This is a genomic window from Kribbella sp. VKM Ac-2566 (genome assembly GCF_004366005.1).
In the GTDB taxonomy this organism is placed as follows: Bacteria; Actinomycetota; Actinomycetes; order Propionibacteriales; family Kribbellaceae; genus Kribbella; species Kribbella pratensis.
In genome coordinates this window covers 1,097,408-1,113,105 of sequence record NZ_SODT01000008.1, presented here as the reverse complement: position 1 = coordinate 1,113,105, position 15,698 = coordinate 1,097,408, and the positions used below count along the sequence as shown (strand labels likewise).

General features: G+C 68.6%; 11 protein-coding genes. 6 read left to right on the top strand and 5 right to left on the bottom strand.

Annotation, left to right across the window (positions count from 1 at the left end; translation table 11 throughout):
• Window positions 1–9 precede the first annotated feature (9 nt).
• Window positions 10–942 (top strand): NAD(P)-dependent oxidoreductase, encoded by a 933-nt coding sequence (locus EV647_RS08180; protein WP_134000600.1) that lies wholly within the window; start codon window positions 10–12, stop codon window positions 940–942.
• Entirely contained in the window at window positions 942–1,868 is a 927-nt protein-coding gene (locus EV647_RS08175; protein WP_134000598.1) for an RNA polymerase sigma-70 factor, read from the top strand. The genes EV647_RS08180 and EV647_RS08175 overlap by 1 nt, the downstream gene beginning before the upstream one ends.
• Before the next feature lie 43 nt (window positions 1,869–1,911).
• On the opposite strand, the gene EV647_RS08170 is transcribed toward EV647_RS08175, so the two are convergent.
• The 5 genes from EV647_RS08170 to EV647_RS08150 form a co-directional block, all read right to left on the bottom strand.
• Window positions 1,912–3,798, bottom strand: a complete 1,887-nt coding sequence (locus EV647_RS08170) for an ABC transporter ATP-binding protein (protein WP_134000596.1) — start codon at window positions 3,796–3,798, stop codon at window positions 1,912–1,914.
• Window positions 3,795–5,459: an ABC transporter ATP-binding protein gene (locus EV647_RS08165; protein ID WP_238175213.1), complete on the bottom strand. Its 1,665-nt coding sequence runs from the start codon at window positions 5,457–5,459 to the stop codon at window positions 3,795–3,797. Before EV647_RS08165 ends, EV647_RS08170 begins: the two co-directional genes overlap by 4 nt.
• 317 nt (window positions 5,460–5,776) lie before the next feature.
• Window positions 5,777–7,000 (bottom strand): MFS transporter, encoded by a 1,224-nt coding sequence (locus tag EV647_RS08160; RefSeq protein WP_134000592.1) that lies wholly within the window; start codon window positions 6,998–7,000, stop codon window positions 5,777–5,779.
• Between the two features lie 63 nt (window positions 7,001–7,063).
• Complete coding sequence (locus EV647_RS08155) at window positions 7,064–8,848, bottom strand: hypothetical protein (protein WP_238177090.1); 1,785 nt, start codon at window positions 8,846–8,848, stop codon at window positions 7,064–7,066.
• Window positions 8,841–9,902: an AAA family ATPase gene (locus EV647_RS08150; protein ID WP_134000590.1), complete on the bottom strand. Its 1,062-nt coding sequence runs from the start codon at window positions 9,900–9,902 to the stop codon at window positions 8,841–8,843. The genes EV647_RS08155 and EV647_RS08150 overlap by 8 nt, the downstream gene beginning before the upstream one ends.
• Before the next feature lie 139 nt (window positions 9,903–10,041).
• Between EV647_RS08150 and EV647_RS08145 the strand changes: the two genes are divergently transcribed.
• From EV647_RS08145 to EV647_RS08130, 4 genes are all read left to right on the top strand, one after another.
• Window positions 10,042–11,907, top strand: coding sequence for a hypothetical protein (locus tag EV647_RS08145; RefSeq protein WP_134000588.1), 1,866 nt, complete (start codon window positions 10,042–10,044; stop codon window positions 11,905–11,907).
• Between the two features lie 230 nt (window positions 11,908–12,137).
• A complete protein-coding gene (locus EV647_RS08140; protein ID WP_134000586.1) occupies window positions 12,138–13,313 on the top strand; it encodes a globin domain-containing protein in 1,176 nt (391 codons plus the stop codon).
• Complete coding sequence (locus EV647_RS08135) at window positions 13,310–13,978, top strand: DivIVA domain-containing protein (protein WP_134000584.1); 669 nt, start codon at window positions 13,310–13,312, stop codon at window positions 13,976–13,978. The genes EV647_RS08140 and EV647_RS08135 overlap by 4 nt, the downstream gene beginning before the upstream one ends.
• Window positions 13,979–14,068: 90 nt before the next feature.
• Window positions 14,069–15,541 (top strand): nitric oxide synthase oxygenase, encoded by a 1,473-nt coding sequence (locus EV647_RS08130; protein WP_238177087.1) that lies wholly within the window; start codon window positions 14,069–14,071, stop codon window positions 15,539–15,541.
• The last annotated feature ends 157 nt before the right edge of the window (window positions 15,542–15,698 follow it).

Here is a 15,698-nt window from a genome sequence, read left to right as displayed (position 1 = left end):
GTGTTGAAGATGCGGGTGTTCGTGGCAGGTGGAAGCGGTGTGCTCGGGCGGCGGCTGGTGCCGCAGTTGGTGGCTCGTGGGCATCAGGTGACGGCTAGTACGACGAGTGCGGCGAAGCTGGAGCTGATCGCGGCGGCAGGTGCTGAAGGTGTGGTGATGGACGGGCTGGACGGGGCCGCGGTCGGCGAGGCGGTCGCGCTGGCGAGGCCGGACGTGATCGTGCATCAGATGACCGCGATCTCGATGACGCACGCGGGGAAGCCGGACATCAAGCATCCGGACCGCTGGTTCGCGAAGACGAACAGACTGCGTACCGAGGGCACTGACCACCTGCTGGCCGCAGCCGAGGCAGTAGGCGTCCCGCACTTCGTTGCGCAGGGCTACGCGAGCTGGAACGGCATCCGCGGGGGCGGCTGGGTCAAGACCGAGGAGGACCCGCTGGATCTCCTGGAGGGAACAGCGGCGTACGTCGGCCTCAAGGCACTCAGCCGCATCGAGGACCTGGTGCTGAGGATCGGCGGGGCTGTGATGAGGTACGGCGCCTTCTACGGGCCGGGCGCCATCGACGACCAGGTGGAGCTGGTGCGCAAACGCCAGTACCCGCTGGTGGGCCGCGGGACTGGCTACAGTTCCTGGGTGCATCTCGATGACGCTGCTAGCGCTACCGTGCTGGCTGTCGAACAGAAGGTCACTGGTGTGTTCAACATCGTCGACGACGACCCGGCGCCGGCCAGCGACTGGCTGCCGTACCTGGCGGAGTGCGCGGGTGCGAAGCGGCCGCTGCGCGTGCCGGTGTGGCTGGCGCGGCGGCTGGCGGGGGACCAGGCTGTGGTGATGATGACCGAGGGACGCGGCTTCTCCAACGCCAAGGCGAAGCGGGAGCTCGGCTGGGAGCTGCAGTACCCGTCGTGGCGGCAGGGCTTCAAGGCAGAGCTGGCGTGATGCGCACGCGCGACGAGGAGTTCGAGGAGCTGCGACCGCTGCTGTTCTCGATCGCCTACCGGATCCTCGGCAGCGTCAGCGAGGCAGAGGACGCCGTACAGGACACGTGGCTCCGGTACGCCGGGTCGCGAACGGAGCCGGTGTCACCGAAGGCCTTCCTGTCCGCGGTCGTCACCCGCATCTCTGTCGACGTACTGCGGTCTGCTCGTCGCCGGCGGGAGGAGTACGTCGGGCCGTGGCTCCCGGAGCCGTTGCTGTCCGACCCGTACGAGGACCCGGAGCGGGCGGCTGAGCTGGCTGACTCGGTGTCGATGGCCGCGCTGCTCCTGCTGGAGCGGTTGTCCCCGCTGGAGAGGGCGGCCTTCGTGCTGCGGGAGGTGTTCGGGTTCGGCTTCGCGGAGGTGGCCTCGGCCTTGGGACGCTCGGAGGCGGCGTGCCGTCAACTGGTGGTCCGTGCCCGTCGGCACATGGATGCGGGACGGCCGAGGTTCGCAGCTGACCAGCGAGAGCGGGAGGAGCTGGCAGTGCGGTTCTTCGAGGCGTTCAAAGAGGGTGCTGTCGGCAACTTGATGGAATTCCTGGCCGCGGACGTGCAGCTGGTCGGCGACGCGGGCGGCAAGGCGCCGCAGTGGGGCCGAGGTGTCGTTGCCGGCGCCCGCAACGTGGCAGGACTGCTGGCTGCGCTGGCCGGGCCGTTCGCGCAGATCGGCGGCGTCGTGGAGCCGCAGTTGGTGAACGGTCAGCCGGGAGCGGTCTTCCGCGACAGCGACGGCAGAGTGGTCAACACGTGGACGCTCGACATCGCCGACGGGCAGATCCAGGAGATCCGCGCGGTCGTGAACCCGGACAAGCTCCGGCACGTCGGACCGGTCGCCGACGCGTGGGCCGTCGTACAGGAGACGAATGCGGCCCGCCGTAGAACGTAGAACGGACCGGGCGCATGGGGAGAACCCCACGCGCCCGGTGCCGTCAGGCCAGTGAGTCTTCCCAGGCCTGGTGGAGTCCGGCGTAGTGGCCGTCGTCCATGGTGATGAGGTGGTCGGGAGGGCCGTCCTCGATGATCCGGCCGTGTTCCAGGACCAGGACGCGGTCGGCGGTCTCGACGGTGGACAACCGGTGCGCGATGACGATCGCCGTACGGTCGGCCAGGATCGTCTTCAGCGCCCGCTGGATGAGGCGTTCGCTGGGGATGTCCAGGCTCGACGTCGCCTCGTCCAGGATCAGTACGGCGGGGTTGGCCAGGAACGCCCGCGCGAACGCGACCAGCTGCCGCTGACCCGCCGAGAGCCGGGAACCGCGCTTCTCGACCGCGGTCTCGTACCCGTTGGGCAGCGCCATGATGAAGTCGTGCGCGCCGATCACCTTCGCGGCCTCGACGACCTCCTCCATCGTCGCGTCCGGTTTGCCGAACCGGATGTTGTCGGCGACCGAGCCGGTGAACAGGAAGTTCTCCTGCGTCACCATCACGACCCGCTCGCGCAGGTCGTCCTCGGCCAGGTCCCGGAGGTCGACGCCGTCGAGCAGCAGATGCCCGCTCGTCGGGTCGTAGAACCGCGCCACCAGTTTGGCGATCGTGGTCTTGCCGGCACCCGTCGTACCGACCAGGGCGAGGGTCTGACCGGCCGGCACGTCCAGCTGCAGACCGGGCAGCACCGGTACGCCGTCGACGTACTCGAAGCGCACGTTCCGCAGCTCCAGGTGACCGTGGGCCGGGCCTGGCTTGGCCGGCTTGATCGGCTCCGGGACGTCCGGCGTCTCGTTCAGCACGCCGGACAGCTTCTCCAGCGCCGCCGACGCGGACAGGAACGTGTTGTAGAACTGCGAGATGTCCTGCAGCGGCTCGAAGAACTGCCGCAGGTACAGCAGGAACGCGGTCAGGACGCCGACCGTCACGTGACCGTGGTACGCCTGGTAACCGCCGTACGCCAGGATCGCGACGATGGTGATGTTGCCGACGCCCTTGATCGACGGCATGAAGATCGCGTTCAGCCGGAACGCCTCGAGGTTCGCCTTCCGGTAGCGGTCGTTGACGCCGTGGAAGATCTCCTCGTTGCGCGGCTCCCGGCGGAACGCCTGCACCGCGCGGATGCCGGTCATCGACTCGACGAAGTGCACGATGACCAGTACGACGGCCTCACGCGTCTGCCGGTAGACGGCCCCGGACCGCTTCCGGAACCACGCCGTCAGCACCATCAGCGCCGGGAACGACAGCAGCGCGATCAGACCGAGCTTGACGTCCAGCGTGAGCAGGATGATCGCCGTACCCACCAGCGTCAGGAGCGCGGTCACCAGACCGTCGAACCCGTTCGCCAGCATCTCGTCGATGACCTGTACGTCGGACGTCAGCCGGGAGATCACCCGGCCCGACGTGAACTTGTCGTGGAACGCCGGGCTGAGCCGCTGGAAGTGGTCGAACACCCGGCGCCGCAGACCGAGCAGGATGGTCTGGCCGAGCCGGCCGGAGCGCATCAGGAACAGCTGCCGCGCCCAGGCCTGCAGGAGCGCCGACGCCAGCACGGCGATGACGATCGTGATCAGCTCCTGGGAGCCCTTGCCCGCCAGGATCGGCGGGATGCCGTTGTCGATGCCCAGGTGGACCAGGTACGGCACGGCGAGCCGGGCGCCGTTCTCGACGATCACGATCACCACGAGCAGCCAGATCAGCTTCTGGTAGGGCCGGAGCAGCTCACCGAGCAGCTTCCGGGAGTCCTCCTTCAGCCGGATGCTGGTCGCGCGCGAGACCTCCCGGTCGGGGTCGTCCTCGAAGACGCCCCGCCACTTCTGCTCTTTCGGTTGCTGCTCGTCCTCCTTCGCCTCAGAGGCCTCCGGAGGTGTCTGCTGGGTCTGGGTCGTCATGCGTGCACCTCCTCTTCCTCCGCTGCGAGCAGGTGCCGGTACGCCGGGACCGTTGTCAGCAGCTCGTGATGGGTTCCTACGTGGGTGACCGTGCCGTTCTGCAGCAGAGCGACCTGGTCGGCCAGCATCACCGTCGACGCGCGGTGCGCGACCACGATGCCAGTGGTCTCGGACAGCACGTTCCGTAGTGCTTCCTCGACCAATGCCTCGGTGTGTACGTCGAGAGCCGACAGGGTGTCGTCCAGCACCAGTACGGCGGGCTTGGCGAGCACTGCACGGGCCAGTGCGAGCCGCTGCCGCTGACCACCCGACAGCGACATGCCCTGCTCACCGACGCGTGTCTCCAGGCCCCACGGGAGGTCGTTGGCGAACTGCGCCTGAGCGACCTCCAGCGCCTGCTGGACGTCTGCCTCGGATGCGTCCGGACGGCCGAGGGTCAGGTTCTCCCGGACGCTCATGGAGAACAGCGTGGGGTCGTCGAACGCGGACGCGACAGCCGTCCGCAGCGACACCAGGGACAGGTCCCGGATGTCGTGCCCGTCGATGGTGATCCGCCCGGCGGTCACGTCGTACAGCCGGGGGACCAGTGCGGTCAGGGTGGTTTTCCCGGACCCGGTGGCGCCGACCAGTGCGAGCGTCGTACCAGGGGTCAGGTCCAGGTTGATGTCGTGCAGCACCTCGGTGGAGTCGTCGGAGAACCGGAACCCGACGTGCTCGAAGCGCAGGTGGCCCCGCGGGTTCGTGAGCTCCTCCGAGCCGTCCTTGATCACCGAATGGGTGTCCAGGATCTCGCTGATCCGGTCCGCCGCGGTCATCGACTCCTGCGCCATCGCCAGGATCGCGCCGAGCGAGGTGACCGGCCAGACCAGGGACAGCATCAGCGTGATGAACGCGACCAGGGTGCCGAGCGTGATCGCCTCCCGGCCGACGGCGAGCGCGCCGAGCAGCAGCACGATCACCAGGGTCAGGTTCGGGATGACGCCGAGGAAGCTCCAGAACCGCGACGCGAGCCGGACCTTCTCGACCTCGGTGTCGTACAGCCTGGTCGCCTCGTCGTCGAACTGGCCCTGGACGTGCGGCCGCCGGCCGAACGACTTGATCACCCGGAAGCCGAGCGCCGACTCCTCGATCCGGGTGGCCAGGTCACCTTGCTGGTCCTGGACCTTGCGGGAGATCCGCAGGTACTTCTTCTCGAACTTCAGCGACACCATGACGATCGGCACGGCGGCCACCAGGACCACAAGGCCGAGCGGCCAGTACAGCTGGAGCAGCAGGACCGTGACCACGGCCAGCTGCAGGATGTTCATCACCAGGAACAGCAGGCCGAACCCCATGAACCGGCGGATCGTGGACAGGTCGGTGGTGACGCGGGAGAGCAGCTGACCGCTCTGCCAGCGGGTGTGGAACTCCATCGGCAGTGACTGCAGACGGACGTACAGGTCGTGCCGGAGCGTGGCCTCGAGGTCGCTGACGGTCCGGGACTGCGCCCAGCGGCGCATCCAGACCAGGATGACCTCGGAGATGCTGAGCCCGAGGGCCAGCAGTGCGAGCGGGACCAGCATGCTCAGCTCGCGGCGGGTGACCGGACCGTCGATGATGGCTCGGGTGACCAGCGGAACGGCGAGGCTGACGCCGACGCCCAGCATGGCGGTGGAGAACATCACCGCGAGGCGCCAGCGGTGTGGCTTCAGGTAGGGACGGAGCCGCCACAGGTTGCGGCTGCGTTCTGGGGCACGGGTGGTAGGGGCTGCGATCGACGGCGCTTGGACAGTGTGCTCTGAGGGCATCTGGACGGGCGCACTTCCCATCTACTTCGACTCAAAAGGGCTTTGACGACCGGAAAACGGCGCACTTTCCAGTATCGCTCAGTAGGTAAGCGCTTGTCGCGCGAATTCCATTCCCTGCCAATGAAACGCAATAGCCCACCCGATGCCCAGGCGGGCATCCCCTCTCGACCTATCACGATCCGCGATCAGTCCTACGCCATCGATCGCCCGACCGGTTCCCCTTCGGGCAGATCCTGCAGCCCGCGGAGCGAGGAGAAGGCGGCGACCAGGAGGCCGGCGAGCATGCCGGCGGTGCCGATCAGGAGGGTGGGGCGGATGTCGAGGGCGGTGGCGAGCACGCCGGAGGCAGCCGCGCCGACCGTCTGGCCGCCGATGACCAAGGTGCGCCAGGACGCGGTGACCTGCCCCACGAGGTGCGGCGGCGCGAGCGCCTGGCGCAGGGTGCGTTGCGGGACGCCGAACAGGGACATACCGAGTCCGGCGAGTACCTGCCCGAGGAGGATCACCGGCGTCACACCGGTGAACAGAGCGACGCCGTTGAACGACGCGAGGAACACGCCGGTCAGATAGGAGCGGCCGAGGCCGACCCGGCGGCACCAGGCGGGAGCGATGAAGGTACCGGCCACGGCAGCGGCTCCGAACGCGGTCATGGTCAGCCCCACGAACGCCGGTGACTTGTCGAGCTCGCGGATCAGGAAGAGAACCACCAGCGGGCCTTGCATCGATCCGGCCATGGCAGCGATACCTGCCGAGAGCACGAGCGGCCTGAGCATCCGGTGGCCGAAGAGCACCCGCAGTCCCGCCGAAAGTCGTACCTCGGACCGCTCGGGTGCAGGTGCGCGGGTGGGCTCGCGGAGCAGGTACGCCGCGATCGTGGACACGACGTACGACGCCGCGTCGACGAGGATCGCGAACGGTGCTGTGAGCACCTGGACGAGGAACCCGGCTACGGACGGTCCGAGCGTGGAGGCCAGGTTGAGATTGAGCAGGGCCGCGCTGTTCGCCCGCATCAGGTCCTCACGTGGCACCAGCCACGGGATCATCGTCTGCGACGCGGTGTCCGACAGCAGAGTCAGCACTCCGGTCAGTACGGCGACGGCGTACAGCTGCTCGATGTGCAGCCACCCCAGTGCGGCCGCAGCAGGCACCGAGCCGAGCAGGACGAGCCGTCCGACGTCGGACCAGATCAGCACGCGACGCAGGGGCCACCTGTCGACCCAGACGCCGGCCAACAGCCCGAGCACCAGATGCGGTGCGATCGTCAACGCTGACAACGCACCCATCTCCACAGCCGACGCCTGCAGCGTCACCACAGCCACCAGCGGCAGCGCGACAGTGGTGACCGCGCTGCCCGACGCGGACACCAGCTGCCCGATCCACAGCTTCCGGAACTCGCCCCTCACAACCCATGCCATCCCGTGAACCTGTCACTCAGCAGAGCCACCCAACTACACCTGTTCGCCCGCAGCAGACGCTGTTCACTCGACGCGAAATACAGGACCCCTGGCGGTGAAGGGGAGGGATGTGCTGCGGGGGATCAGCCAGGCGTGTTCGCGCCGTACGCGGACGACGTCGCACTGGCCGTCTGTGATGAGAAGGATGGGGCCGTGGGCCGGGAAGTCGTCTGCTCGCTCCAGCAGGTCCACGCCGGGCTGTAGAACGGTCCCACCGCGACCGTGGATCTTCACGCGTCCGGCGATGTCGTCCACCGGCACGTAGCCGGCGTCGTACGCCGCGGCGTCGCAGTAGACCACTCGCGCGGCCGGTACGTCGCGAGCGCGTGAGTACGACGCGATCGCTCCGAGTGCCTTGCCGAGCAGCTCGCGGTCCATGGAACCCGAGGTGTCCAGGACGACGCCGTACGTCGGGAGTCGTTCCAGCTCGACCGGGCGGATCCAGCCGGGGCGCGGGATGTCCGGCGTACCGGATTGGCGTCGGGAGGCGCGTGCGTACGTGCGGGCCTTCTCGACCGCGGGGACGTGCTCCTCGAACCAGCGCGCCAGCTGTGCGTCCCAGGCGAGTGGCGGGTGGTCCAGCGCGCGGATCTCCTCGACCAGTCCGGCAGGCAGTGTGCCGCGTGCTGGGTCGTGGTACGCCAACCCGGTGCTCAGGGCACGTCGGTAGATGTCGTCGAGACCGGCTGCCCGTGCGGCCTCACCGGAGTGTGGGAGCGGGTGGCCGAGTACGTCACCCAGACCGACGCCGCGCAGCGTCGCCAGCTTGCGGTAGCGCCGCAGGTCCGTAGCGATGCGGTCGTAGACCTCCTCCGCGGACATGCCCTTCAGCGCCGGGTCGTAGAGCCCGCCGTCGGGCAGGGTGCCGACACCCATCTCCACGAGCCAGCCGTTGATCACCAGATCGGCGGCGACGTTCCACAGGTACGGGTCACGGCCGCCGACGCGCTCGCCGTGCCGCAGCGCGGCGTGCAGCATCTCGTGCGCCATGACGAACCGCCACTCGCTCAACGTCAGGCTGGTCAGCGGGTTCACGTAGATCTCGCCGGCGGACGCGTTGACCGCCGCGACCCGGATGTCCCAGCCGCGGGCGAGCTCGGCGTCGGCGACGACCGTCATGCTCGCAGCGATAGCACCGAGCAGCGGGTACGACGAGACGAACCAGCCGAGGGCCAGGTCCCACTTGTCCCGGCCGCCGCTGCCTGCACTCAGCGACGAGCGTGCGCCACCAGCAACCTCGACAGCCGCAGCAGCCGCGGCGGACAGACCTGCGGCGAACAGTTCGCCCCAGTTCGGCGGCGTGCCCCAACCGTTCCAGCGGGCGGTGTGGACATCAGGCACGTGACCTGCCACGCCCAGTCGCTCGTACTCCGCCGGTACGCCGGCGCGCCGCCACAGTCGCGCCAGCGCGTCTTCGTCCATCGCGGGGAAGTCTGACGGCAGTTCAACGACCGGCGTACCCAGTTTGAGCGACTGGAGGTAGCGGTTGACCGCCACGTCGTTTGCGGTGCTGGTGGCCTGGTCAGGTGCTGGCAGATCCCGTTCGGCGTGGCCGAGGCCCAGGTGGATCAGGAGGTGCGCGAAGACCCACGCCCACTCCTCTGGTGTGGCGCGACGCGTCCGGTGCGTGTGGATCTGCCCGTTCGAGTCGATCGTGGCCCAGCCGTCCGCCGGGCAGCTGTCGTCCCTGAGCGGGGTGTGCGCCCAGTCCGCCATCGGTGCGAACAGCGGGTGCCGCACGATGACGCCCCAGCCGGAGTGGATCGCCTCCCACGCCGGGTCCCGGTGCGAATTCTTCCGCTTAGGCACGGGCCGCCACCAGCCGCGGCAGGTCGCGGCTGACTTCGACCAGGAACCACGTCGGAAGCACCGGGCGGCCGTCGTCGTCGGCCGCGATCACCACCTGCGCCACCTCGAGCGAGATCTCCGCGAGCTCGACCAGCAGCGCCTTGCCACGATGGGCGAGCTGACGAGCCGCAGGGCTCGCCGACGCCTTGTCCGCGGCCAGCTCCTTGATCAGGCGGGCACGGAACGTCTCGGCCAGGAAGTACAGCAGGTCCCGGTCCTCCGGGGCGGACGGCCAGCCGGTCTCACCCTTCAGCACGGCATCCAGCCCGAACGCGTGCCGGACCGTCTTCACGTACGCGCGGAACGCCGACGCGTGCGCCGCGGACAAGGTGCCGAAGGCAAGGACCCGGAGCGTCTCGTCGGACACGTCGGCGCCGTACGAGTGCAGGGCGTCCGACAGCATGTGCCAGCTGCGCGGCGTCGAGAACGGCTCCTCGGTCTTCGGCGGCGCGGTCCACAGGTGGTCTGGTCGGTTGCGCAGGTAGTCGAGGACCCACGGGTGGATCCCAGCCGTAACGGCCCATTGCAGCCAGTCGGTCGCGGACGCGCGCAGGTGGATGTGCACGAGCCGGTTCACCAGGGCGCTCGCCATCGGTCGGGCCAGGGCGTTGTCCGTAGCCCGGTTGCCGGCGCCGATCACGACAGACCCCGCGGGCAGCTCGTACTCGCCGATGCGGCGGTCCAGGATGAGCGAGTAGAACGCCTTCTGCACCTCGGCCGAGGAGGCGTTCAGCTCGTCGAGGAACAGGCAGTACGGCTCGTCGCGGGCGATCGCCACGGGTGGTGCGAACCGGCTGCGGCCGTCGACGATCTGCGGTACGCCGATGAGGTCCTCCGGCGCGAGCTGCGTGCCCAGGAGCGTGACGCACTCCAGACCGAGCGATTCCGCGAACGCCCGCACCAGGCTGCTCTTCCCGATCCCCGGTGCGCCCCAGAGGAAGACCGGGCGTACCACTGCCACGTGCAGCAGTACCTCGGGCAGTTCGGCCGCCGATACCGTGATTCCCGCTTGCATCCGTCCCTTTCGTTGCTGGTCAGCCTTTCAGGATCCTCTTGAGGTCTCGGGGTGTCACCCGGTTTTCCACGGCGCTTCCGTTACTGGTGGTTACTGACTAGGGTGCGGCGCGAAGTCATCGGTGTACTGGGGGTCTCTCGTGCTGGGCTTACGTGTCAAGGCGGCCGTGGTGTGTGCCGTCGTACTGCTGCCGTTGACGGCGTCACAGGTGATGGCTGCCGATCCACCGCAGCACCTGGGGGAGGGCGTCCTCGTTCCCGGGCGTACGGCGGTCGACGTCGGCATGTCGGGCGCCCGCGTGGTCGTTTCGAACCCTGTCTACGAGACGAGCAACAACGGGACCACGTGGACAGCCTCCGGCGGCTCGAACGACGGCAAGCCGATCCAGGTCGAGGGGCCTTCGCTACTGACATTCGACGGGAGTACGGCGAAGGTCGGTGGGCTCACGTTCCCCGCTGCGGACGAAGTGGTGCTCGGGAAGGGCGGCAAGCTCGTCTCGCATCGTGCACCGGCTGCTGCGACCGCTGAGGTGTACAACGTCGCCAGTAAGACCAAGGTGGCCGACGTCGCCCCGCCGTTCGCGCTGTCCGGTGACACGGTGTGGAAAGTGACCGAGCCGGGCCACCTGGACGGTAAGAACCTGACCACCGGTGTCGTGAAGACCGTACTGGTCGCCAGTGCGTGCACCGTCGGCCCGGACGACGTCAACGGCCGTTGGGCGCTACTAAGCGGCTGCAACCAGGTTGTAGACGTCAACGGGCCGCAGCCGCCGCGGAACCTGACCGTGGCCGCGGACGCCCAGCTGGGCAACGGATTCACCGTGCAGGCCTCCGGCTCAGACCTGCTGGTCACGGACCTCAACGACCCAGCACTGGGACAGCGCCGCTACGGGCCGATCCGCACCACCACCCCCAGCTTCCGGGCAGACGGATCCGGCCTGGCGAAGATCGTGTACGCCGACGCGACCAGCAAGCCCCGCGTGATCAGCCTGACCTGGCTGACCGCCGACCCGCAGCAGCACCCGGACACCGTCGCGCCCGTACTGACCAACGCGTCCGCGGGCGATCGCATCCGCGACAACACCAGCCTGTCCTTCGAGTGGGCGTACGACGACCCGCAGGACCCGAACTCACCTGCGACCGGTGTGGACAGCTACGACCTGCGAATCCAGCAACGCCCCAACCGCACGTCGCCGTACGGCGCCTGGAACCAGGTGCCCGCGTGGCAGGGGCTCAAGACCACTGGAGCGAGTCTGACGGCACCGATCGGCACGGACACCTGCTGGCAGGTGCGTGCGCGCGACTACGCCGGCAACCTGAGCGCCTGGAGTACGTCGTACTGCAGTGAAGTGGACGGTACGGCGCCCTCACTGGTCACGTGGCGCATCGGCGACCGCGTGCAGCTGAGCGGGTCCGCGACAGTCCGCTGGGCCTACAAGGACGACACCGACATTGCGTCGTACGACGTGGTCTACAAGGTGGCCGCAACAGGTGCCGCGTTCGGCAAGTGGATCTACCCGGCTGTCTGGCAGAACACGCGCATCACCGGGATCACCTGGTCGCCGCGACTCGGCTGGGACGAGTGTTTCATGGTGCGCGCCCGCGACTACCTGGGGAACCTGTCCGCCTGGTCCGCACCGATCTGCTCGGTCGCGCCGGAGGACGACCGTGCTCTGACCTCTGCCGGTACTGTCACGCGTTCCACCAGCACGCTGGCCTTCCAAGGCACCACGACCATCCTCAAAGCGAACGGCGCGTACCTGACCAAGGCCACCGAGTCCGGCCTGCGCATCGCCCTGGTAGCGATTCACGGCCCGGGCCAAGGCCGCGTGGACATCTACCACGCGAACATCAGGATCGGCACGGTCTCTCTGGCCGCAACCACCACCAGCCGCGCCGTCACCTACCTCCCCACAACCCCCTTCCGTACAGGGGCTCTCAAGATCATCTCTACCTCCACTGCGCCCGCCAGTGTCGACGGCATCGCATTTCTGAGAGCCCCGTAGGAATTTCGGCACGTATCGGTCCGGTTCGCGGTTTCAAGCCGTTGGGCGCGGGTAGGTTGCGGGCGGGAGACACCACGAAGGACCGACTCGGGGACTGGACTGGGAGGGAACCCTTGTCAACGCAGTGTCCGTCGGCCGCCTGGGCCGACGACAGGCAATACCTGCTGCCCGCTGACGGGCCGATCGCTTCACTCGAGGAGCTGCCTTCTCGAGCCGGATAGCGACTTCCTATGGATGCCAACGCCCTCCAGCGCAGCTGGGACCGGGTGACAGAGCACGGAGAACAGGTGCCGCTGTACTTCTACTCGCACTTGTTCGTGTCCTATCCCGAGGTGCGGTCTATGTTTCCGCTCTCCATGTCGCACCAGCGGGACAAGTTCGTCGGCGCCCTCGGCCGGATCGTCAGCCATGCCGATCAGATCGAGAACGATGCGGCGTTCCTGCAGCATCTCGGCCGCGATCATCGCAAGTACGCCGTACTCGCGGAGCACTACGACGCGGTCGGAGCCTCGTTGTGCGCGACCCTGAAACACTTCCTCGGATCCGAGTGGGACGAGGAGCTGGCCGGCCATTGGACGGCGGCCTACCAGGTGATCGCGCGGATGATGGTCGAGGCCGCGGAGACCTCCTCGGAGTCCACTCCTGACTGGTGGGACGCCGACGTGGTCGCGGTCGAGCGGCGGACCATGGACCTCACGCTGCTGACGATCCGGCCGCGGCGCGAGTTCCAGTTCCTCCCGGGCCAGTCGGTCTCCATGGAGATCCCGCAACGGCCCCGGGCGTGGCGGTACTTCAGTCCGGCCAACGCCCCGCGCCGGGACGGCTCGATCGACCTGCACGTGCAGCAGATCGACGGCGGCCAGGTGAGCCCGGCCGTGGTGCGGTCGCTGAAGGTCGGCGACGTCGTGAAACTGGGCGCCCCGGTCGGTGAACGGCTGACTCGGCGCACAGACGACGTACGGGACGTGCTGATGGTCGCCGGCGGAACCGGTCTCGCCCCACTGCTCGCGGTGCTCGAACAGATAGACAACGAGTGGGCGCGGTCGCGCACCGCTCCACGGGTCCATCTGCTCCACGGGGTCCGGATGCCCTGGCACCTCTACGACCGGCCGCAGTTGCGGGAAATGGCGCAGAAGCGGCCCTGGTTCGAATACACCGAAGTTGTGTCCGACGACGCGTCCTATCCCGGGACGCGCGGGAAGGTCGGCATGGTCGCGGCCCGGCAGGACCTGTACGGGCGGACGGCGATGGTGTGCGGCGGCCCGCAGATGGTCGCGCACACGCTGGAGCGACTGGCCGGCGCCGGCATGGACCCCGAGCACATCAAGTACGAGCACTTCTACTACGCGCCCGTGGACGAGCACAGGGCCGATCCAGCGCTCACCAGGTCAGGAGACAACCAGTGACTAACGGAAAGCACCGCCACGGCTCTCCGCACTACCAGACCCCCGATGCGATCCGGGGCGAGACGTTCCGGCGCAGACTCCGGGGGCTCGATTCGGACCAGGTGTACGGGTACATCGACCTGCTCGCCGACCAGGTGCACGCGACCGCGAGAGAGGTCAGCGAGTGCCGCGCCGAGAACGAACGGCTCCAGGCGGAGCTGCGGCGAGCCCGGGCGGAGGTGAAGCGTGTGCAGAGTGAGCTGGACGAGTACGAGCAGGTCGGCGAGCGTGTCAACGACCAGATCGTCCAGCTGTTCAGCCAGGCGCAGCTGGTGGCCGAGGAGATGGTCGAGGACGTCAGCCGCGACACCCGCGAGCGCATCGGCCAGGCGCGCGCCCACGAGCGCAGGATCGTCGAGGAGGCCATGGACACGGCCGGGCAGCAGGTCCGGTCGTACGCCCAGAACGCGCAGAGCCGGATGCAGTCGATCGTGGACTCGTTCTCGACCGAGGTCGAGCGGCTCGGGAGCACGGGACAGGCCGGCGAACAGGCGTCCCGCGAGAAGAAGGACGCCTGGTTCGACGACCTGAGCGATTGGCAGGTCCGCCTGCAGAACGGGCATGCGAACGGGAACGGGCACGGGGGAGCGAACGGTCGCGGTCCGGGGTCTCCGGGCTCGGAGTGACCCGTGCGAACTCTTCCGAACCCCGCCCGGACGGAGGAACACCGCGCGGAAGCTCCGACAAGCCGGCAGCCTGCCCGTAGCCGTCGGCCCTTGGCGCTGCCACTCGCAGTCCTCGGACTGGCCGTGGCAGGCGCCGCCCTCGGCGCGCTCCAACTCGGCCGGAGGGCGCCCATCGGTGTCTCGACCGAGCTGGCGATCGCGCTCAGCCTCGCAGGTCTTCTGCTCGCCGTAGGAATCTGCGTCCGACAGGTCGTCTCGGCCGGCGCCGGGGAGCAGCTGCTCCAGGTCGCCGGCACGCGGTGGGGCACAGCCCGGCGTGCCCGCCGTACGGCGTCTCGGTACGCCGTGAGGGTCACACCGCCGCCTGATCACCCGCCGGTGCCTGATCATCCGCCAGTGTCCGGTCACCCGCCGGTGAGCCGGTCCGAGCCGGAACTCGACGTCGAGACGGTCCGTGCCGCGGCGAAGGAGTTCCTCGAGCTCTACCACGGCGAGGACCCGCACGCCGGGCCGCTGGAGCCCCGGCTGACCGAGGTCATGCGCGAGATCGACACGACCGGCACCTACTGGCACACCGCCGAGGAGTTGGCGTTCGGTGCGCGCGTCGCCTGGCGCAACAACAAACGCTGCATCGGCCGCCTGTACTGGCACAGCCTGCAGGTGCGCGACCTGAGAACGGTCTCCGACGCCGGCAGCGTCGCCGCGCACTGCTTCGAGCATCTGAGCACGGCGTACAACGGCGGCAAGATCCGGCCGATGATCAGCGTCTTCGCTCCCGAGACGCCGTCGCGGCCCGCTCCGAGGATCTGGAACGAACTGCTCATCCGGTACGCCGGGTACGAGCAAGCGGACGGTCGCACGCTCGGGGATCCGCGGTACCGCGCTTTCACGAGCAAACTGATCCAACGCGGGTGGCGACCGCCTGAGCGGCCGGGAGCGTTCGATGTGCTCCCGCTGGTCGTGGAGACGGTCGAGGAGGGGCCGCGGATGTTCCAGTTGCCCGACCAGGTGGTCCACGAGGTTCCGCTCGAGCACCCGGAGCTGAAGTGGTTCGCGGACCTGGAACTGCGGTGGCACGCGGTCCCGGTGATCAGTAACAACCGGCTGGAGATCGGCGGTGTCTCCTACCCGGCCGCGCCGTTCAACGGCTGGTACATGGGCACCGAGATCGGGGCCCGCAACCTGGGCGACAGCGACCGCTACGACATGGTCCCGGTGGTCGCGGAGCGGATGAGGCTCGACACCTCGCACGAGGCGACCCTGTGGCGGGACCAGGCCCTGGTCGAGATCAACCGGGCGGTCCTGCACTCGTTCACCACGAACGGCGTGACGGTCACCGACCACCACACCGAGTCCCGCAGGTTCCTCATCCACCTCGAGAAGGAGCAACGCGCCGGCCGCGGCTGCCCCGCCGACTGGAGCTGGATCGTCCCTCCCATGTCCGGCTCCCAGACCCCGGTCTTCCACCGCTACTACGAAGCCGACAACCAGGTCCCCAACTTCGTCAACGACCCCGAATCCACCTGCCGAGCCCTAAGAGGCGGCCCCCCAGCATTCCCCTGAATCAACACCTTGTTCAACCGCCACCCAGCCCAAGCCCCGCGCCCGACCACCCAACCCAACCCCAACGCCCGCGCCCGACCGCACAACCCGAGCCCAACGCCCGCGCCCGACCGCACAACCCGAGCCCAACGCCCGCGCCCGACCGCACAACCCGAGC